The organism is Pseudomonas nabeulensis, from assembly GCF_004682045.1.
Lineage (GTDB): Bacteria > Pseudomonadota > Gammaproteobacteria > Pseudomonadales > Pseudomonadaceae > Aquipseudomonas > Aquipseudomonas nabeulensis.
In genome coordinates this window covers 1-19,705 of the sequence record NZ_QUZT01000012.1, presented here as the reverse complement: position 1 = coordinate 19,705, position 19,705 = coordinate 1, and the positions used below count along the sequence as shown (strand labels likewise).

At 61.9% G+C, this 19,705-nt stretch carries 14 protein-coding genes and 2 pseudogenes; 14 read left to right on the top strand and 2 right to left on the bottom strand.

Annotated features, from left to right (window positions below):
• Nucleotides 1–8: 8 nt before the first annotated feature.
• A complete protein-coding gene (aceE, locus tag DYL61_RS08865) occupies nt 9–2,654 on the bottom strand; it encodes a pyruvate dehydrogenase (acetyl-transferring), homodimeric type (protein ID WP_135308017.1) in 2,646 nt (881 codons plus the stop codon).
• A 383-nt stretch (nt 2,655–3,037) separates the two neighbouring features.
• Between aceE and glnE the strand changes: the two genes are divergently transcribed.
• From glnE to DYL61_RS08800, 14 genes and pseudogenes are all read left to right on the top strand, one after another.
• Entirely contained in the window at nt 3,038–5,977 is a 2,940-nt protein-coding gene (gene glnE / locus DYL61_RS08860) for a bifunctional [glutamate--ammonia ligase]-adenylyl-L-tyrosine phosphorylase/[glutamate--ammonia-ligase] adenylyltransferase (RefSeq protein WP_135308016.1), read from the top strand.
• Nucleotides 5,978–6,032: 55 nt separating this feature from the next.
• Nucleotides 6,033–7,067: a lipopolysaccharide heptosyltransferase II gene (waaF, locus tag DYL61_RS08855; protein WP_135308015.1), complete on the top strand. Its 1,035-nt coding sequence runs from the start codon at nt 6,033–6,035 to the stop codon at nt 7,065–7,067.
• A gap of 1 nt (nt 7,068) precedes the next feature.
• Nucleotides 7,069–8,130, top strand: coding sequence for a lipopolysaccharide heptosyltransferase I (gene waaC, locus DYL61_RS08850; RefSeq protein ID WP_135308014.1), 1,062 nt, complete (start codon nt 7,069–7,071; stop codon nt 8,128–8,130).
• Nucleotides 8,130–9,254, top strand: coding sequence for a glycosyltransferase family 4 protein (locus tag DYL61_RS08845; protein WP_135308013.1), 1,125 nt, complete (start codon nt 8,130–8,132; stop codon nt 9,252–9,254). The genes waaC and DYL61_RS08845 overlap by 1 nt, the downstream gene beginning before the upstream one ends.
• Nucleotides 9,251–10,057, top strand: a complete 807-nt coding sequence (gene rfaP, locus DYL61_RS08840; protein ID WP_135308012.1) for a lipopolysaccharide core heptose(I) kinase RfaP — start codon at nt 9,251–9,253, stop codon at nt 10,055–10,057. Before DYL61_RS08845 ends, rfaP begins: the two co-directional genes overlap by 4 nt.
• Entirely contained in the window at nt 10,057–10,791 is a 735-nt protein-coding gene (locus tag DYL61_RS08835) for a lipopolysaccharide kinase InaA family protein (RefSeq protein ID WP_135308011.1), read from the top strand. Before rfaP ends, DYL61_RS08835 begins: the two co-directional genes overlap by 1 nt.
• Nucleotides 10,788–11,540 carry a lipopolysaccharide kinase InaA family protein gene (locus DYL61_RS08830; protein WP_135308010.1) on the top strand — a complete coding sequence of 251 codons (753 nt, stop codon included), beginning with the start codon at nt 10,788–10,790 and terminating at the stop codon, nt 11,538–11,540. Before DYL61_RS08835 ends, DYL61_RS08830 begins: the two co-directional genes overlap by 4 nt.
• Entirely contained in the window at nt 11,540–12,997 is a 1,458-nt protein-coding gene (locus DYL61_RS08825; RefSeq protein WP_135308009.1) for a lipopolysaccharide kinase InaA family protein, read from the top strand. Before DYL61_RS08830 ends, DYL61_RS08825 begins: the two co-directional genes overlap by 1 nt.
• 142 nt (nt 12,998–13,139) lie before the next feature.
• Nucleotides 13,140–13,247: pseudogene (locus DYL61_RS31560) on the top strand (sugar ABC transporter substrate-binding protein); the annotation flags it as partial.
• 12 nt (nt 13,248–13,259) lie between these two features.
• A pseudogene (locus DYL61_RS31555) lies at nt 13,260–13,523 on the top strand (DUF3800 domain-containing protein); the annotation flags it as partial.
• A gap of 264 nt (nt 13,524–13,787) precedes the next feature.
• Nucleotides 13,788–14,759: a sugar ABC transporter substrate-binding protein gene (locus tag DYL61_RS08815; protein ID WP_105695116.1), complete on the top strand. Its 972-nt coding sequence runs from the start codon at nt 13,788–13,790 to the stop codon at nt 14,757–14,759.
• Nucleotides 14,759–16,282 (top strand): sugar ABC transporter ATP-binding protein, encoded by a 1,524-nt coding sequence (locus tag DYL61_RS08810; RefSeq protein ID WP_135308008.1) that lies wholly within the window; start codon nt 14,759–14,761, stop codon nt 16,280–16,282. Before DYL61_RS08815 ends, DYL61_RS08810 begins: the two co-directional genes overlap by 1 nt.
• Nucleotides 16,275–17,225, top strand: coding sequence for an ABC transporter permease (locus DYL61_RS08805; protein WP_135308007.1), 951 nt, complete (start codon nt 16,275–16,277; stop codon nt 17,223–17,225). The genes DYL61_RS08810 and DYL61_RS08805 overlap by 8 nt, the downstream gene beginning before the upstream one ends.
• Nucleotides 17,222–18,148, top strand: a complete 927-nt coding sequence (locus DYL61_RS08800) for an ABC transporter permease (protein ID WP_135308006.1) — start codon at nt 17,222–17,224, stop codon at nt 18,146–18,148. Before DYL61_RS08805 ends, DYL61_RS08800 begins: the two co-directional genes overlap by 4 nt.
• A 6-nt stretch (nt 18,149–18,154) precedes the next feature.
• Here the strand turns inward: DYL61_RS08800 and DYL61_RS08795 are convergent, their stop codons facing one another.
• On the bottom strand, nt 18,155–19,528 hold the full coding sequence (locus DYL61_RS08795) for a surface-adhesin E family protein (RefSeq protein WP_135308005.1): 1,374 nt from the start codon (nt 19,526–19,528) through the stop codon (nt 18,155–18,157).
• Nucleotides 19,529–19,705 lie beyond the last annotated feature (177 nt).

The following is a 19,705-nucleotide window of genomic DNA, read 5'->3' as shown; positions in this document are numbered from 1 at the left end:
AAATCTCCTCAGCAGTCCAGTGGGTTGCGTTTTTCCGGGTTGATCCCGAACTTGACGATAGCGTCAGCCACTACCTTAGGTTCGATTTCACCACGGTCAGCCAAGGCTTCCAGGGCTGCCAACACCACGAAGTGACGGTCGACTTCGAAGAAGTGACGCAGCTTCTTGCGGCTGTCACTGCGGCCGAAACCGTCGGTGCCCAGGACTTTGAATTCCTTGGACGGGACCCACTGGCGAATTTGTTCGGCGAACAGTTTCATGTAGTCGGTAGACGCAATCACTGGGCCTTTACGGCCAGCCAGGGACTCTTCAACGAAGGTGACCTTTGGCTTCTGGCCAGGGTGCAGGCGGTTGTGACGCTCTACGGCCAGGCCGTCGCGACGCAGTTCGTTGAAGCTGGTGACGCTCCACACGTCGGCGCCGACGTTGAACTCTTCACGCAGGATCTTCGCCGCTTCACGCACTTCGCGCAGGATGGTGCCGGAGCCCATCAGCTGTACGTGGTGCGCTGCTTCCTTGGTGTCTTCTTCGAGCAGGTACATGCCCTTGATGATGCCTTCTTCCACACCGGCCGGCATGGCTGGCTGCTGGTAGGACTCGTTCATCACGGTGATGTAGTAGAAAACGTCCTGCTGCTCTTCGGTCATCTTCTTCATGCCGTCCTGGATGATCACCGCCAGCTCATAGCCGTAGGTTGGATCAAAGGTGCGGCAGTTCGGGATGGTGGCAGCCAGGATGTGGCTGTGACCGTCTTCGTGTTGCAGGCCTTCGCCGTTCAGCGTGGTACGGCCGGCGGTGCCGCCGATCAGGAAGCCACGGGTACGGCTGTCGCCTGCGGCCCAAGCCAGGTCGCCAATACGCTGGAAGCCGAACATCGAGTAGAAGATGTAGAACGGCAGCATCGGCTGGTTGTGGCTGGAGTACGAAGTACCGGCAGCGATGAAGGAGCTCATGGCGCCCGCTTCGTTGATGCCTTCTTCGAGGATCTGGCCCTTCTTGTCTTCCTTGTAGAACATCACCTGGTCTTTATCGACTGGCTCGTAGAGCTGGCCGACGGAGGAGTAGATGCCCAACTGACGGAACATGCCTTCCATACCGAAGGTACGGGCTTCGTCCGGGATGATCGGGACGATGCGCGGGCCGATTTCCTTGTCCTTGACCAGCTGCGCCAGGATGCGCACGAAAGCCATGGTGGTGGAGATTTCACGGTCGCCCGAGCCGTCAAGGATGGCCTTGAGGGTGCTCAGGTCTGGCGTCGGTACGCTGAAGCTGTTGGCGCGACGCTGTGGCACGAAACCACCCAGTGCGGCGCGGCGCTCGGACAGGTAACGGGCTTCGGCGCTGTTCGGCTCTGGCTTGAAGAACGGCAGGTTCTCCAGCTCTTCGTCCTTGACCGGGATGTCGAAGCGGTCGCGGAACAACTTCAGGCTGTCGACATCGACTTTCTTGGTGTTGTGCGCAGTGTTCTTCGCTTCGCCGGCACCGGTGCCATAACCTTTGATGGTCTTGGCCAGGATGACGGTCGGTTGTTCTTTGTGGTTTACCGCTTCGTGGTACGCCGCGTAGACCTTGTACGGGTCGTGGCCGCCACGGTTGAGTTTCCAGATCTCGTCGTCGGACAGGTCTGCAACCATCGCCTTGAGTTCAGGCGTGTTGAAGAAGTGTTCACGCACGAACGCGCCGTCTTTGGCTTTGTAGTTCTGGTACTCGCCGTCGATGACTTCGTCCATGCGGCGTTGCAGGATACCGTCGACGTCCTTGGCCAGCAGTGGGTCCCAGAAACGGCCCCAGATGACTTTGGTCACGTTCCACTGAGCACCACGGAACACGCCTTCGAGTTCCTGGATGATCTTGCCATTGCCGCGAACCGGGCCGTCGAGGCGCTGCAGGTTGCAGTTGATGACGAAGATCAGGTTGTCCAGCTTCTCGCGGCCAGCCAGGGAGATGGCGCCCAGGGATTCCGGCTCGTCACACTCGCCGTCGCCCAGGAAGCACCAGACTTTCTGCTTGCCCTCAGGGATGAAGCCACGGGCTTCCAGGTACTTCATGAAGCGTGCCTGGTAGATCGCCTGGATCGGGCCCAGACCCATGGAAACGGTCGGGAACTGCCAGAAGTCAGGCATCAGCCAAGGGTGCGGGTACGACGACAGGCCGTTACCGTCCACTTCCTGGCGGAAGTTGTTCATGTGTTCTTCGCTGATGCGACCTTCCATGAACGCACGGGCGTAGACGCCTGGCGAGGTGTGGCCCTGGAAGTAGATCAGGTCGCCGCCGTGTTCGTCGGTCGGGGCCTGGAAGAAGTAGTTGAAGCCGATGTCATACAGGGTTGCGCTGGATGCGAAGCTGGAGATGTGACCGCCCAGGTCCGAATCTTTCAAGTTCGTGCGCATTACCATCGCCATGGCGTTCCAACGTACCAGCGAGCGAATGCGGCGTTCCATGAACAGGTCGCCAGGCATGCGTGCTTCGTGGGTAACGGGGATGGTGTTGCGGTATGGCGTGGTGATGGCGTAGGGCAGTTGCGAACCGCTGCGGGTTGCGAGTTCACCCATACGGGTCATCAGGTAGTGAGCACGGTCTTCGCCTTCTTTGTCGAGAACCGATTCCAGGGCGTCCAGCCATTCCTGGGTTTCGACGGGATCGAGGTCTTGCATGGCTTGCTCCAGGGCGGAAAGGCTACCAGAATCGGTTGCCTGAAGTTTGCGACTGGCCTTGTGGGCAGACGACATAAATTCTTGGATGGCCGAAGGTTGCTTCGGCGTCCTGTAGTTTTACTACAAATCGTCGGCCATTTCAGCCTTTCGAATGTATATACGAGTAGTAAAACTACACAAGACTGAGCGTATGGCTCGGTCTGGCTGGTGAGCATAATCGTTATTGTTGATCTTTTGCGAACAAGAAAAGGTGAAAGCTTGATGTTTGCTGCCAAAATGAAATTAATTTCAGCTATTTCTAACCTTTGTTCGACAGTCCTTCACCGAGCGTGGTTCTGGCGTTCACAACAAGTAGCCAATTACACGCCGATCAAGGATAGACCATGAGCCTTCCAACACTGGCCCAATTGCCGGCCATTCTCTTGCCAAAAGCCCAGCGGGCCGAGCAGTCATTTCGTGACGCAGTGGCCGCGCTGGACGACGATCATGGACTTTCTGCCTGGACCCCGCAACGCTGGGCCGACTTTGCCCGCGTGTGCGCCGCCAGTGATTTCGTCATTGAACAGAGTGTTCGTGACCCTTTGATGTTGCTGGAACTGGTGGCCTGGGGCGAGCTGGACCGGGGTTATGCGCCGGGCGAGCTGTGCGGGCAGATCACCGGCGCAGTGCAACAGGCTGAAACAGAAGAACAGATGGGCAGTGTGCTGCGCCGCCAGCGCACTCGCCAGCAAGTGCGCATCATCTGGCGCGACCTGACCCGCCAGGCCGACCTGGTGCAAACCTGCCGCGACCTGTCCGACATGGCCGACGCCAGCATCGATCAGGCCTACCAGTGGTTGTACCAGCGCCACTGCGCGCAGTTCGGCACCCCCACCGGCCGCCGCAGCGGCGAGCCGCAGCAGATGGTCATCCTCGGCATGGGCAAGCTCGGCGCGGTGGAGTTGAACCTGTCGTCGGATATCGACCTGATCTTCGCCTACCCCGAAGGCGGCGAGACGGTCGGCGTGAAGCGCCCTCTGGATAACCAGGAATTCTTTATTCGCGTGGGCCAGAAACTCATCAAGGCCCTCGACCCGATGACCGTCGATGGTTTTGTGTTCCGCGTGGACATGCGCCTGCGCCCTTACGGTTCGTCGGGTTCGCTGGTGCTCAGCTTCAATGCGCTGGAACAGTACTACCAGGACCAGGGCCGCGACTGGGAACGCTACGCCATGATCAAGGCGCGAGTGGTGGCTGGCGACCAAGTGGCCGGCGCACAGCTGCTGGAGATGCTGCGACCGTTCGTCTACCGCCGTTACCTGGATTTCTCCGCCATCGAAGCGCTGCGCACCATGAAGCAGTTGATCCAGCAGGAAGTGCGGCGCAAAGGCATGGCCGACAATATCAAGCTGGGCGCGGGCGGCATTCGCGAGGTGGAATTTATCGCCCAGGCGTTCCAGCTGATCCACGGTGGCCGCGACCTGAGCCTGCAACAGCGTCCGCTGCTCAACGTGTTGGGCACCCTGGAAGGTCAGGGCTACCTGCCGCCCGCCGTGATCGCCGAGTTGCGCGAAGGCTATGAATTCCTGCGCTACACCGAACACGCGATCCAGGCGATTGCCGACCGCCAGACGCAAATGCTCCCGGACAGCCCGGAAGACCAGGCGCGTATCGCCTTTATGCTGGGCTTCAACGATTGGGCCGCGTTCCACGAGCGCCTGATGTACTGGCGTGGGCGGGTGGATTGGCATTTCCGCCAAGTTATCGCCGATCCGGATGAAGAAGAGGGCGAAGAAAGCGAATTGGTTGTGGGCGGCGAGTGGTTGCCATTGTGGGAAGAATCCCAAGATGAAGAGGCCGCCTGTCGCCAATTGGCCGAAGGTGGTTTTACCGATGCGCCCAAAGCCCTCAAGGCCTTGGCCGGCCTGCGCAGTAGCCCGCAGTTACGCGCCATGCAGCGTCTGGGGCGCGAACGTTTGGACGCGTTTATCCCGCGTCTGCTGGCCCAGGCTGTCGAACACGCCAATCCGGACCTGGTGCTGGAGCGTGTGTTGCCGCTGGTGGAGGCCGTGGCGCGGCGTTCCGCGTATCTGGTGTTGCTCACGGAAAACCCCGATGCCCTGCGTCGCCTGCTGACCCTGTGTGCCGCCAGCCCGTGGATCGCCGAACAGATCACCCGCTTCCCGCTGCTGCTGGACGAATTGCTTAACGAAGGCCGCTTGTTCAAACCACCGCTGGCGCCGGAATTGGCCGCCGAGTTGCGCGAACGTCTCACGCGCATCCCCGAGGATGACCTTGAGCAACAGATGGAGGCCCTGCGGCATTTCAAGCTGGCTCACCGTCTGCGCGTGGCCGCGTCCGAAATCGCCGGCAGCCTGCCGCTGATGAAAGTCAGCGACTACCTGACCTGGCTCGCCGAAGCGATCCTCGAACAAGTGCTGGCCCTGGCCTGGCGCCAGACCGTGGCGCGCCATGGCTCGCCGCAGCGGGTGGACGGCACCCTGTGCGACCCTGGCTTCATCATCGTCGGTTACGGCAAAGTCGGCGGTATCGAGCTGGGGCATGGTTCGGACCTGGACCTGGTGTTTATCCACGATGGCGACCCGCAAGCCGAGACCGATGGCGCCAAGCCCATCGACGGTGCGCAGTTCTTCACGCGACTGGGCCAGCGCATCATTCACCTGCTGACCACCCAGACCAACTCCGGTCAGCTGTATGAAGTGGACATGCGCCTGCGACCTTCCGGCGCGTCTGGCTTGCTGGTGAGTTCGTTGGGCGCATTTGATCGCTATCAACAAAACGAAGCCTGGACCTGGGAACATCAGGCGCTGATCCGCGCGCGGGTGCTGGTGGGCAGCCAGGATGTGGGCCATGCATTCGAGCAGGTGCGGGCCAAAGTGTTGGGGCGTGAGCGCGACCTGGTCACGCTGCGCCAGGAGGTGAGCGAGATGCGCGCCAAGATGCGTGACAACCTGGGCACCAAGGCCACGGCGGCCGGCACCGGCGCCAATGCCTTTGAGCCCACGGCGCTGTTCGACCTCAAGCAGGACGCCGGAGGTATCGTCGATATTGAATTTATGGTGCAATACGCGGCTTTGGCGTGGTCTGCGCAACATCCATCGTTGCTGCGCTACACCGACAATATCCGCATTCTGGAAGGCCTGGAGCAGGTGGGGCTGATGCCCGCCGCCGATGCCCATCTGCTGCGCGAGGTGTATAAGGCCTACCGTTCCGCCGCGCACCGCCAGGCCTTGCAAAACGAGGCCGGCACGGTGGCCGGGGATCAGTTCGCCGACGAACGGCGCCAGGTGATGCGAATCTGGCAGGAGCTGGGGTTAAGCTGATTAATTTTCGAGGCGGGGAGGCATTAAGCCTCCCCGCATCGTTTGTGGAAACTACATGAATATTTTGATCGTTGGGCCCAGCTGGGTCGGTGACATGGTGATGGCGCAGACACTGTTCCAGTGCCTGAAACAACGTCACCCCGACTGCCAGATCGACGTGCTCGCCCCTGAGTGGAGCCGCCCGATCCTTGAACGCATGCCCGAAGTGCGCGCGGCCTTGAGCTTTCCGCTCGGCCACGGCGCGCTGGAGCTGGCAACCCGCCGCCGCATCGGCAAATCCCTGGCCGGCCAGTATGACCAGGCGATCCTGCTGCCCAACTCGCTCAAGTCGGCGCTGGTGCCGTACTTTGCCGGCATCCCCAAGCGCACCGGCTGGCGCGGCGAATTCCGCTACGTGCTGCTCAACGACGTACGCACCCTGGATAAAGCCCGCTACCCGCTGATGATCGAACGCTTCATGGCCCTGGCCTATGCGCCGGGCGCCGAGTTGCCGCAGCCGTACCCGCGCCCGCGCTTGCAGATCGATCCTGTGAGCCGTGACGCGGCCCTGGCCAAGTTCGGCCTGAGCCTGGACCGCCCGGTATTGGCCCTGTGCCCTGGCGCCGAGTTTGGTGAGTCCAAGCGCTGGCCGGCGGAACACTACGCCCAGGTCGCCGAGACCAAGATCCGCGAAGGCTGGCAGGTGTGGCTGTTTGGTTCGAAGAAGGACCATCCGGTGGGTGAAGACATCCGCCAGCGCCTGATTCCCGGTTTGCGCGAAGAAGCGGTCAACCTGAGCGGCGACACCTCCCTGGCCGAGGCCATCGACCTGCTGTCCTGCGCCGACTCGGTGGTGTCCAACGACTCCGGCCTGATGCACGTGGCCGCCGCCCTCAACCGCCCATTGGTGGCGGTGTACGGCTCCACTTCGCCGGGCTTCACGCCGCCGTTGGCCGATCAGGTCGAAGTGGTGCGCCTGGGCCTCGAGTGCAGCCCGTGTTTTGACCGCACTTGCCGTTTCGGCCACTACAACTGCATGCGCCAGTTGCTGCCGCAACCGGTGAACGAAGCCTTGCAGCGGTTGCAGGGCTCTGCGGTCGAGGTCCGATAGTTTGCGCGTTCTGGTAATCAAGACCTCATCCCTGGGCGACGTGATCCACGCCTTGCCGGCATTGACCGACGCGGCACGGGCGATCCCCGGCATCCGCTTCGACTGGGTGGTGGAAGAAGGCTTCGCCGAAATCCCGACCTGGCACCCGGCGGTCGACAAGGTGATTCCCGTGGCGATCCGCCGCTGGCGCAAGAACATCTGGCAGACCCTCAAGAGCGGTGAATGGCGGCGCTTCAAACAGCAGGTCCAGTCGACCAAATACGATTTGGTGATCGACGCCCAGGGCCTGTTCAAAAGCGCCTGGCTGACGCGTTACGTGCGTGCTCCGATGGCCGGTTTCGATAAAAACTCGGCCCGTGAACCCATCGCGGCGCGTTTCTACTCGCGACGCCTGGCGGTAGCCCGGGGGCAACATGCGGTGGAGCGTCTGCGCCAATTGTTCGCCGTGGCCCTCGGCTATGACTTGCCCAAAGCCTTGGGCGACTATGGTCTGAGCGTCGACAAGCTGATCGGCCTGCCACCGAAAAAACCCTTCGTACTGCTGTTGCACGGCACCACCTGGGACACCAAGCACTGGCCCGAAGCCTACTGGCGCGAACTGGCCGAACGCATGGGCCGCCTGGGCGTGGACGTGAAATTGCCGTGGGGCAACGCCGCCGAAAAAGCCCGCGCCGAGCGCTTGGCCCAAGGCCTGCAAAATGTCGAAGTGCTGCCCAAGCTGAACCTGGCCGGTGTGGCCCGCGTACTGGCCGGCGCCCGCGCCTGCGTCGCGGTGGACACCGGCCTCGGTCACCTGGCCGCTGCATTGGATGTGCCGACCATTTCCCTGTTCGGCCCCACCAACCCGGGCCTCACCGGCGCCTACGGCAAGGGCCAGATTCACCTGGCCAGCGACTTCCCCTGCGCGCCGTGCCTGCAAAAGCACTGTACCTATCAACCGACGGCCGACGACTTGCGTCGGTTCGACATCAAGCGCGAGTCGCCCCTGTGCTTCACGCGCTTGAACCCTGAGCGTGTGGCAAGCCGACTGAGCACGTTGTTACTGGCTGAGGAGCTGCACTGATGCAACTGGCTTTTGTGCTGTACAAATATTTCCCCTTCGGTGGCCTGCAGCGCGACTTCATGCGCATCGCCCTGGAGTGCCAGAAGCGCGGCCACCAGATTCGTGTCTACACGTTGATTTGGGAGGGAGATATTCCGCCCGGTTTCGAAGTGCTGGTGGCGCCGGTCAAGGCGTTCTTCAACCATCGGCGCAACGAAAAGCTCAGCGCCTGGATGGAAGCCGACCTGGCCAAGCGTCCGGTGGATCGCCTGATCGGCTTCAACAAAATGCCCGGCCTGGATGTGTACTACGCCGCCGACGGCTGCTTTGAAGACAAGGCGCAAAACCTACGCCACGGGCTGTACCGTTATTTTGGTCGCTACAAGCACTTTGCCGACTACGAACGTGCAGTGTTTGCCAAGGACGCCAAGACCGAAGTGCTGATGATCTCCGAAGTGCAGCAGCCGCTGTTCATCAAGCACTACGACACGCCGCTGGAACGCTTCCACTTGCTGCCGCCGGGCATCGCCCAGGACCGTCGTGCGCCGCCGAATGCGGCTGAAATCCGCGACGGTTTCCGCAAGGAATTCAACCTGGGCGACGACGACCTGTTGCTGGTGCAGATCGGCTCAGGCTTCAAGACCAAGGGCGTCGACCGCAGCCTCAAGGCCGTGGCCGCGTTGCCGGCGGAACTGAAAAAACGCACGCGCCTGTTTGTAATTGGCCAGGACGACCCCAAAGTATTCCAACTGCAAAGCGCCACGCTGGGCCTGGGGGATCACGTGCAGTTCCTCAAGGGCCGCAGCGATATCCCGCGTTTCCTGCTGGGCGCCGACCTGTTGATCCACCCGGCGTACAACGAAAACACCGGCACCGTGTTGCTCGAAGCCCTGGTGGCCGGGTTGCCGGTGCTGGTCTCGGCGGTATGTGGTTATGCCCACTACATCGCCGAGGCTGATTGCGGCCGGGTGTTGGATGAGCCGTTCGAACAGGACCAGCTCAACGACTACCTGGCACAGATGCTCACCGATACTGCACAGCGCGCGGCCTGGAGCCGCAATGGGTTGGCCTTCGCCGAGACGGCCGACCTCTACAGCATGCCGCAGCACGCTGCGGATGTGATTCTGGCGGAGCCAAAACGATGAAGTTGATTCTTGCCGAACCGTTCAAGACCTTATGGGCCGGGCTCGATGCCTTTGCCGAGGTCGAGAAACTGCAAGGCGAAGTATTCCGCGAACTGGCGGCGCGTCGCACCCTGCGTACCGTGGTGGAAGGCCGCCCGTATTTCGTGAAGATTCACCGTGGTATTGGTTGGGGCGAGATCTTCAAGAACCTGATCACCGCCAAGTTGCCGGTGCTGGGTGCCGGTCTTGAGTGGTCGGCGATTCATCGTCTGCAGGAGCTTGGCGTGCCGACCATGACCGGCGTGGCCTTCGGCGAAAAAGGCAGCAACCCGGCGGACCAGCACTCGTTCATCATCACCGAAGAACTGGCGCCGACCCTCAGCCTGGAAGATGTGACCGTCAATTGGGTGGCTGAACCGCCAACAGCGGCGGTGCGCCATGCCCTGACCCATGAACTGGCGCGCATGGTCGGCGACATGCACCGTGGTGGCGTCAACCACCGCGACTGCTACCTGTGCCACTTCCTGCTGGACACCTCCAAACCGATCGATGCCAACGACATCAAGCTCTCGGTGATCGACCTGCACCGCGCTCAGATGCGTGCCCACCTGCCGCTGCGTTGGCGCGACAAGGACTTGTCGGCGCTGTATTACTCGGCGTTGGACATCGGCCTGACCCGCCGTGACAAGCTGCGTTTCCTCAAGGGCTACTTCCGTCAGCCGCTGCGCCAGATCCTCGCCGAGCAATCGGCGTCGCTGAACCTGATGCAGCGTAAGGCGGACAAGCTTTACGCGCGCAAGCAGCGCTTGGGGGATGCAATCTAATGGCGGGTTGGAACCTGGAACCTGCCTACGCGAACCTGGCGGATGATTTCGGCAGCCTCGAAGCCGTGTTTGCCTTGCAAGGCGAGCGGCTTACCCGTGATCCGCTGTCGGAAGTCATCCGCGTAGAGCGGGGCGGGGTCAATTACTACGTCAAGCGCTACACCGGTGCCGGCAAGGGCCTGCGACGTTATCTGGGCAAGCCGCGGGTCAAGTCCGAGTGGCAGAACCTCAAGCGCTTCGCCAAGTGGGGCATTCCGACTGCCGACGTGGTGGCGTGGGGTTTGGAGCGTAATGGCCTGGCCTACGACCGTGGCGCGATGATTACCCGCGAGTTGCCGCGCACCGAAGATTTGTCGGTGCTGGCCGAGCGCAACGACCCACGCCTGCGTGATCGTCAGTGGGTCGACGGGGTGAGCCGCCAGCTCGCCGAGTACACGCGCACCATGCACGATCACCGTTTTACCCATAACGATTTGAAGTGGCGCAACCTGCTGATCGACGACCAGTCGACCCTGTACCTGATCGATTGCCCCAATGGCGATTTCTGGCGCGGGTTCTGGCTCAAGTACCGCATCACCAAAGACCTGGCGTGCCTGGACAAGGTGGCCAAGTATCACCTGTCCGCCACCCAGCGCCTGCGGTTCTACATGCAGTACCGTCAGCGCCGGCACCTGAGTGCATCGGACAAACAGCGGATTCGCCACGTGGTGAAGTTTTTTGAGGGACGCGAATGAGTGACTTCCTGGCGGCAGAAGACCGTGCGCTGCTGGAGCGCCATGGCCTCGCCACGTTCGACGCCCTGTGGGCCAAGCAACTGGATGCGGTGGACGAACCGAACACCAGCGGTAGTGGCTGGAGCAGTGTGTTTCGCCTGGAGCTCGACGGCCACGGTTACTACCTCAAGCGTCAGAGCAACTACCTGACGCGCAGCCTGCACCGGCCGTTTGGCGAGCCAAGTTTCTCCCGCGAATTTCGCAACATCAGCCGCTACCGCAAGCTCGGGATCCCGGCGTTGCAGGCGGCCTTTTACGGTGAGCGCAAAGTCGCTGGCGAATACCGCGCCATGCTGCTGACCCGCGCCCTGGATGGCTGGAATGACCTGGATTCATTGCTGGAAGAGTGGCCGCAGCTGAGCGACGCCCAGCACCGTGCAATCCTGCAGGCGTGCGGCCAACTGGCGCGCCACCTGCACAGCGTCGGCCAGGTACACGGCTGTTTTTACCCCAAGCATATTTTCCTGCAGGCCACCGGTGACGGTTACGCCGCGCAGTTGATCGACCTGGAGAAAACCCGTCCGCTGCTGTTTGGTTGGCGTGATCGGGTCAAGGATCTGGAGCCGTTGTTACGCCGGGCGGGGCAATGGTCGGATGACGACGTGCGCCTATTGTTGGCCGCTTATCTTGATCAGCCTGAAGACAGTGGGCTGGTTTCCAGCTGGCTGCAAAAACTGACCGCCCGCCGCAGCCACAAGGAAAACCGCTGATGCGTTTGTCCGAGCTGAAAACCGCTGGCCGTACCCCTGCTTTGCCGATGACCATCGAGCTGGCCGATGCCGCAGGCCCCGGCCAGTTGCAGCTGTTGAGCCTGCTGCGGGTGTTGCCCGGCGAGCGCTACGTCGGTGCGGCGGTGTGGCGCGGCCGCCCGGTGCTGGCCAAATTGCTGGTGGGCAGCAAGGCCGCGCGGCATTTTCAGCGTGAGCTCACCGGCGTGCGCCTGCTCGCCGAGCAGGGCCTGACCACACCGCTGTTGCTGGCCGACGGCCTGCAGGAAGGCGAGGGCGGCTGGCTGCTGTTCGAATTTATCGAGGGCGCCGAAAGCCTGGCCGACGCCTGGCACGCTGTCGAAGCGCTACCGCCGTTGGCCGATGAGCAAACCGCCGTCCTTGCCGAAGCGCTGGGCGCGATTGCGCAGATGCACACCCAAGGGTTGTGGCAGGAAGACCTGCATCTGGACAACCTGCTGCGCCACGACGGCAAACTGTATTTGATCGACGGCGCCGGGATCCGCGTCGAAGAAGCCGGCAAGCCACTGTCACGCAACCGCGTGTTGGAAAACCTCGGGGTGTTTTTCGCCCAGTTGCCGAAAAATCTTGAGCCGTTTACCGAAGAGCTGCTGGTGTATTACCTGCTCAGCAACGGCGAGCATGCGCTGCCGCTGGAAGCCCTGGAAAAACAGGTGCGCAAGGTCAGTGCGTGGCGTCTCAAAGACTTCTTGAACAAGGTCGGCCGCGAATGCACGTTGTTCAGCGTGGTGCGCGGTGCCTTCGGCTTGCGCGCCATCCGTCGCGAAGAAGAGCCCGCCATGCTGCCGGTGCTGGCGCAAGCGGATGCGTTGCTGGACCAGGGCCATCTGTACAAGACCGGTGGTGCCGCCAGCGTGGCCAAGGTCGAAGTGGCCGGCCGGCCGCTGGTGATCAAACGCTACAACATCAAGGGCTTCGCCCACTGGCTCAAACGCTTCTGGCGCCCGAGCCGCGCCTGGCATTCGTGGCGTGAGGGCAACCGCCTCACGTTCCTGGGCATCGCCACGCCCAAGCCGCTGGCCGTATTGGAAAAGCGCTTTTTCTGGCTGCGCAGCCGGGCCTACCTGATCACCGAATACCTGCCCGGCCCGGACATCATCAAACGTTTCGCACCCTACGTCGAAAACGGCGACGCGCCGGAAGATGAGCTGCTGGCCCTCGATCATCTGTTCGCCGAGCTGATCCGCGAGCGCATCAGCCACGGCGACTTCAAAGGCCACAACCTGTTCTGGGACAAGGACCGCTGGTCACTGATCGACCTGGACGCCATGTGCCAACACAGCTCCGACGCCAGCTTCGCCCCGGCGTTCGCCAAGGACCGTGCGCGGTTTATGCGCAACTGGGCGCCGGAGAGTGCGTTGTACAAGGTGATTGATCAGCGGTTGCCCAAGCGGTCGACCGAGCTTCATCAGATGTGAACCCGATTAAAAAGTGGGAGGGGGCTTGCCCCCGATGAGGGAGTGTCAGCAACAACTTTGTAGCTGACACACCGCGATCGGGGGCAAGCCCCCTCCCACATTTTGATTTCCATGTCTCCAGCTTTGCGTCGGTGCCGCCCTACTGCTGATCAGTGCTGTCAGTGCCGCAGGCGATGTGCCTTCCCTGACCCGCGAGCACGTCGCGATAAGCATGATCGGCACCAGTCACTACTTCGATATCAAGGCGTTCTAGACTCAGGTCGATGAGATCAATCGTCTGGGCATTCGCCTGCCATTTGATGTCGTGTTCGCGACTAAGCAGGTTAATTCTACGGAGTTGCAACTTGCTGATCTCGTTGCGAGACCCATCGGCATGAGCGTTCTACGGCCAGGTCAGGAAAACCGCGCTTTTGACGTGCTCAAGCGTAAGTTCTACTGCAGTGGCGGGCGGAGCAAGGCAGGCGAAGGTTTTGAAAACTGGGGGTTGAAAATTTTCCCCTCTGTAGAAAGCGAAAAGCCCCGATGAAACTCACCGAGGCTGTAACGCCGACCGGGATCCCCCAGTCCATTTGCGGCAGATTCTATGCTCGGGATTTTTGAGTGTCAAACGCACCTTGCGCGGGAGCTCAACTGTTGCGTGAGCAACAGTGATCGGACAATTGATGATCGATAAACGACAGCCTGCTCAACTGAGTCATTTCATCTATCTGATCTGATTGAATAAAATTCCTGGCACGCGCTCTGCAATGCCTTCCGGTGAACCCTTTCACCGGTGGCCCAGGAGCCCTGTATGCCTTCCAGCCTTTCCTCGCTTTCCCGTTTGATTTGCCTCGGCGCCGCCCTGCTGCTGGGTGGCGCTGCCAGTGCCGCAGACGACGTGCCTTCTCTGGCCGGCAAGCGCATTGCGGTCAGCATGACTGGCACCAGTCACTATTTTGATATCAAGGCGTTCCAGGCGCAGGTCGATGAGATCAAGCGCCTGGGCGGCACGCCGATCACCCTGGATGCGGGGCGCAATGACAAGAACCTGGTGACCCAGTTGCAAACCGTGGTCACCCAAAAGCCCGACGCGGTGATCCAGACCCTCGGCACCCTCAGCGTCATAGACCCGTGGCTCAAGCGCATCAGCAAGGCCGGCATTCCGTTGTTCACCATCGATGCGCCGTCGCAGTACAGCCTCAACAACACCACCTCGGACAACGTCGCCACGGGCAAGGCGCTGGCCGACCAGTTGATCAAGGATGCGGGCGGCAAGGGCAAGATCCTGGTGTTCAACGGCTTTTACGGCGTGCCGGTGTGTGCGATCCGCTATGACCAGTTGAAGCTGGCGCTCAAGGATTACCCACAGCTGGAAATCATCCAGCCCGAGCTGCGCGACGTGATCCCCAATACCGTGCAGGACGCATATTCCCAGGTGTCGGCACTGCTCAACAAATACCCGGCGGGCAGCGTCTCGGCGATCTGGTCGGCGTGGGATATCCCGCAACTGGGCGCGAGCAAGGCGCTGATCGATGCCAAACGCACCGAGATCAAGACCTACGGCGTCGACGGCACCCCGGAAGTGCTGGCGTTGTTAGGTCAGGCCAATTCGCCGGTAGGCGCTGTCGTTGCCCAACAACCGGCCCTGATCGGCAAGACCGCCGTGCAGAACGTGGCGCGCTACCTGGCCGGCCAGCATGACCTGCCCAAGGAAACCCACGTGCCGACCCTGCTGACCACGGCCGACAACCTGGCACAGGTCCAGCAACTGCGGGGTGACTGATGGCGGCGTTGCATCTGCAAAACCTGCATAAGCGTTTTGGTGCCACCCAGGCGCTGGATGGCGCGAGCGTTAAGGTCGAGCGCGGCACTATTCACGGCTTGGTGGGCGAGAACGGTGCCGGCAAGTCGACGTTGATCAAAGTGCTGGCCGGCATCCACAAGGCGGACGCGGGGCAGGTGATTATCGACGGCCAGGCGTACGCGGCGCTGTCGCCGCGCCAGGTCGATCAATTGGGCGTGCAGTTCATCCACCAGGAGCGGCTGCTGCCGGCCCGTTTCACCGTGGGCGAAGCGCTGTTTTTCGGGCATGAATTACGCCGTGGCCCCTTTGTGGATCGGCGCCGGCAGCAGCGCGAAGCGGACCGCCTGTTGGCGCACTATTTTGATCTGCAATTGCCGGCCGGAGCTCTGGTGGGCGAGCTGAGCAGCGCCGAGCGCCAGGTGTTGCAGATCACCCGGGCGTTGATTCGCCAGCCGAAGATCCTGGTGTTCGACGAGCCCAGCGTGGCGTTGGTCAAGCGTGAGGTCGACCAGTTGCTGCGCATCATCAAGCGCTTGCGCGACCAGGGCCTGTCGATCCTGTACATCTCCCATTACCTGCAGGAAATCGACAGCCTGTGCGACAACGTCACGGTGCTGCGCAATGGCCGCGATGTGGCGGTGGTGCAGCCCCGGCATACGTCCAGTGCAGAGATTGCGCGGCTGATGGTCAACCGCGACGTGCAGGACATGTACCCCAAGGCCAGGGTCGAGTTGGGCGAGCCCTTGTTGCAGGTGCGCGGGCTGAGTTTGGCGCGGCATTATCGGCAGATCGACCTTGAGGTGCGACGCGGTGAAATCGTCGGGCTCACCGGGTTGGTGGGCTCGGGCGCCAAGGCATTGTTCAAGACCCTGTTCGGCGTCGAACGGGCTGACGGCGGCAGTGTTCATCTGGATGGGCGTTTGTTGCACCTGCGCTCGCCAGGCGAGGCGATTGCCGAGGGTATTGCGCTGGTGCCGGAGGAACGCCGCAGCCAGGGGATTTCGCCGGTGCTGTCGGTGCTGGAAAACCTCACGTTGGCGGGGCTTGGGCGGTTTACCCGTTGGGGGCTGTTGAGTCGGCGCCAGGAACGGGATGAAAGCGTGCGGTTGATCGATGAATTGGCGATCAAGGCGCCGGGGCCGAACGCCGCTGTCAGCCAATTGAGTGGCGGCAACCAGCAGAAAGTCGCCTTGGGCAAATGGCTCAGCCGACGTTCGGCGGTGTACCTGCTGGACGAGCCCTGCGTGGGTGTGGACGTGGGCGCCAAAGTGGAGATTTACCGGTTGATCGGCCGGTTGGTGGAGGAGGGCGCGGCCGTGTTGGTGTTGTCGTCGGACTTGCCTGAGCTGCTGGGCATCAGCGACCGGATTGTGGTGTTGCATCGTGGTGAGATCGCCGGTGAATTCCGTGCCGGGGAGGCGGACAGCGATCAATTGCTGGCCTGCGCTACCGGGGCGGTGACGCCTGCACCTGCGCCGATACGGGAGGCCGAACATGCTTGAGGTGATACTGCGCCGAGGTTCGGTGGGGGTGTTTCTCGCGATCCTGTTGGGGTTTGCCGTGGCGGCACCGAATTTTTTATCGCTGGGTAACCTGGCCAATGTGTTCAGCCAATCGGCGATTCTCGGCGTGTTGGCGTTTGGGCTGACCTGCGTGATTATCGGCGGCGGCTCGAATGTGGTGGCGGGTGGGCTGGACCTGTCGCTGGCGGCCAACCTGGGATTGTGTGCGGCGGTGTTCAGTCGGCTTAACAATGCCGGTCTGGAGCTGTGGTTGATCTTGCTGCTGACCTTGGGTTGTGGCCTGGCGGTCGGCCTGCTCAATGGCCTGGCGGTGGTGCTGCTGCGCTTGCCGCCGTTGTTGGCGACGCTGGCCAGCATGAATGTGTTGGCCGGGTTGGAGTTGGTGCTGACAGAAAACACCGTGGTGTCCACTGACTCGCCATTGCTGGACCTGCTCAGCGGTGGTGTGTGGCTGGGCGTTCCGGCGCTGGCCTGGGTGTTGCTGCTGACGGCCGGAGTGCTGACCTTGTTGATCCAGCATTCCGCCTACGGGCTACGCCTGCACGCAGTGGGCGAATACCCCCAGGCTGCCGAAGCGGCGGGCATTCGTGTGCCTGGCTACGTGTTGTCGAGTTATGCACTGTCGGGCCTGTGCGCGGCAGTGGCGGCGTTGTGTTCGGCGGCGTTTTTCAGCGGCAGTACCACCGGCTCCGGCGACATGCTGCTGTCGGTGGTGGCGATTGCGTTTCTTGGCGTGGTGTTTTCGCGGCGGCTGGTGGCGAGTATTCCAGGCAGCTTGCTCGCCGCCTTGTTGATCGGTTTTTTGATCAACGGTTTTCAACTGCTCAACGTCTCCAGCTTCTGGGTCAATGGCGTGCAGGGTGTGCTGATCCTGTTGGTGGTGGCAGCGTCCAGCGCATTGAATCGAGGCACCCCTTCATGAAGCTGCGTACGTTGTTGCCGCTGACCTTGCCGCTGGTGTTTGTGCTGATCGTCGTGGTGTTTGCCGTGCAGGCACCGGGGTTCCTGAGCAGCGGCAACCTGAAAAGCCTGGTGCTGAATAACTTCGTGTTGCTGGCGATTGTCGCCATCGGCATGACCTACGCGGTGGCAGCCGGTGGCATTGATTTGTCGGTGGGCACGGCGCTGGATTTCGCCAGTTTCAGTTTTGTGGTGTTGCTCAATGGCGGGCATGGCTGGGCGTTCGCAGGGGCCGGGGCGTTGCTGGCTGCGTTGCTGGTGGGCGTGCTGAACGCGGGGTTGATTGCCGGGCTGCGGATCAGCCCGTTCCTGGCCACGCTGGGCACGTTGTTTATCGGCACCAGCGCCCAGCAATTGCTCTCGGATGGCGGCCAACCGATCTATATCACCCAAGGTTTGAAGCCGGAACTGACGGGGCTGACGCCGTTGTTGATCGTCGTGGGGCTGGCGCTGTTCTACGGCCTGGCGCTCGCCCGTGGCCGCCTGGGGCGCGAGTTGCTGGCCCAGGGCGCTCAACCATTGTTGGCGTATTACTCGGGGTTGTCGGTGCGGCGCATCGTCAGCCTGGTGGCGCTGGCGACTGCGTTGGCGTGCGGGGTGGCGGGGGTGTTGCTCAGCTCGACGGTCAGCGCCTATGTGCCGTTGTCCGGCAATGCGTTTTTGTTGAATGCGATAGGCGCGGTGTTTATCGGCACTACCTTGAGCCGACAGGGCCGGGCGAACATTCCCGGGACCCTGTTGGGCGTCCTGTTTATCAACGTGATCGCCAACGGCCTGCTGCTGATCGGCTGGAATTTCTACTGGCAGCAGGTGGCGACCGGCGTGCTGATTTTTGCGGTGCTGGCGTTCAGCTTCGCCAGTCGTCGTGTGCTGGAGCGTGACTGAGCTGGATTACTCAGCTTTCACCAGGCTGTTACGCACGTTGAGGGTTCCGCTGTTGTCCTGGCGGGTGAAGAAATACCCGTAATCCTGCAAGTAGAACACGGTGCTGATGGCGCTGTATTTCTCGCCGGTGGTGGTGCAATTCAACTCCTTGGCCGTGCCGCTCAGCGCGCTGTTGATTTTGCTCGCCGGCAACTCGCGCTTCACCACGCAGCGGGCGTTGCGGATCAGCGCGCGATCATCCTGGGTGGTGGTGCGGTTCATCTCGACGGTGCTGTAGCCCAGGGTGGCGCCTACTGTCATCTGCTGCCAGTCGCCGATAAAGCTCAGTTGCTGGAGGTGGCTGGCGGACGAGACCATGATCCCATCCATTTTGTATTGGCTCTGGAACGTCAGGTTGAACAGGCCGCGCCAGGAGGTGGTGGTGTAGGTCGAGTACTGGGTGACGTTGCGGATTCGCAGTTGATCAGGCTCGGTGTTCGGCTGGATGTAGAGGTCCATCTGCGTCGGGCCGTAGCCCATGTCGCGCTTCAGCACCAGGTGGCTCAGTGTCTTGCTGGCCTTTGGCAGGCCCAGTGCGCTGATCGCCTGTTGCACGTCTGCCGAGAGGGGCGGCGGGGTCAGGGTTTCTTCGGTCTTGGTGCGGGGTGTGGCGGCGGGCAACTGCGCCACTGTGGGGGCGCAGATGGCCTTGAGCAGGGCTTGGGTGTCTGCGTCGGCTGAACCGAAGGCGCCATCCTGGGGGGCGGTTTCGAGCTTGCCGAAGGTCACCACATTGTTCTCATTGAGGCCGAAGGTTGCCAGGGTGCGGTAGGTTTGGCGGCCGCAGCTCACCTGCCAATGCTGGCGTGTCTGGGCGTAGGGCATCTTCTTGAGTTTGTTGGTCAGGATGAACGGTTCATCGATGGCGGCCCACACCTGTACGCTGTCGCCCACGGTTCTGAGGCTGGCGCGGTCGATCAGCAACTGGCGTTGGGTCGCTGTGCCGCTGACCACGCGCCAGTCCGGGCGTGGGGTATGGGCGCAGGCGTCGATAAAACTCGTGTTCAGTTTAAGGTTGTCCACGACTGCCGGGGTGAGGGTGCGCATCACCGTGAAGCGCGTGGGCTGGCCGTTCGCAGCCAGGGTGCCTGGGGACTCCAGGAACAGCAGGCTCGCCTCCGGTGTAGCGCAGGAGGCGCGGACCTGGGCGATGTCCGGCACGCTGGAGCCTTTGCTTGGCGTGACGTGAACCTGATAGCTGAGTTGGTCACCGTCGCGCAGGATCGAATCGGCCAAGGGCGGTTGCTTGAGCACCTCGCCGAAAGCGGGCTCGCTCTTGACGGGCTTGAAGCTACAGCCGCTGAGCAGGCCGAGGGTGATGATGACGGCGAGGTGTTTCATGGGCGTTCCTTGCAGAGAGGGATACCAAAAAGGCCAAAAGGTCCTGCTCGGTCAAATGTGGGAGGGGGCTTGCCCCCGATAGCGGTGGGTCAGTAACCAATGGGCTGACTGACACACTGTCATCGGGGGCAAGCCCTAATGCCTGTCAGCTAAGGAAACAGCAAATGAGCGGCTTTC

Coding starts and splice junctions, on each gene's coding strand:
- DYL61_RS08805 (WP_135308007.1), top strand. CDS start 16,275: ATGCTTGAGGTGATACTGCGCCGAGGTTCGGTGGGGGTGTTTCTCGCG.
- DYL61_RS08815 (WP_105695116.1), top strand. CDS start 13,788: ATGCCTTCCAGCCTTTCCTCGCTTTCCCGTTTGATTTGCCTCGGCGCC.
- DYL61_RS08825 (WP_135308009.1), top strand. CDS start 11,540: ATGCGTTTGTCCGAGCTGAAAACCGCTGGCCGTACCCCTGCTTTGCCG.
- DYL61_RS08810 (WP_135308008.1), top strand. CDS start 14,759: ATGGCGGCGTTGCATCTGCAAAACCTGCATAAGCGTTTTGGTGCCACC.
- DYL61_RS08830 (WP_135308010.1), top strand. CDS start 10,788: ATGAGTGACTTCCTGGCGGCAGAAGACCGTGCGCTGCTGGAGCGCCAT.
- glnE (WP_135308016.1), top strand. CDS start 3,038: ATGAGCCTTCCAACACTGGCCCAATTGCCGGCCATTCTCTTGCCAAAA.
- DYL61_RS08795 (WP_135308005.1), bottom strand. CDS start 19,528: ATGAAACACCTCGCCGTCATCATCACCCTCGGCCTGCTCAGCGGCTGT.
- DYL61_RS08800 (WP_135308006.1), top strand. CDS start 17,222: ATGAAGCTGCGTACGTTGTTGCCGCTGACCTTGCCGCTGGTGTTTGTG.
- rfaP (WP_135308012.1), top strand. CDS start 9,251: ATGAAGTTGATTCTTGCCGAACCGTTCAAGACCTTATGGGCCGGGCTC.
- waaF (WP_135308015.1), top strand. CDS start 6,033: ATGAATATTTTGATCGTTGGGCCCAGCTGGGTCGGTGACATGGTGATG.
- DYL61_RS08835 (WP_135308011.1), top strand. CDS start 10,057: ATGGCGGGTTGGAACCTGGAACCTGCCTACGCGAACCTGGCGGATGAT.
- DYL61_RS08845 (WP_135308013.1), top strand. CDS start 8,130: ATGCAACTGGCTTTTGTGCTGTACAAATATTTCCCCTTCGGTGGCCTG.
- aceE (WP_135308017.1), bottom strand. CDS start 2,654: ATGCAAGACCTCGATCCCGTCGAAACCCAGGAATGGCTGGACGCCCTG.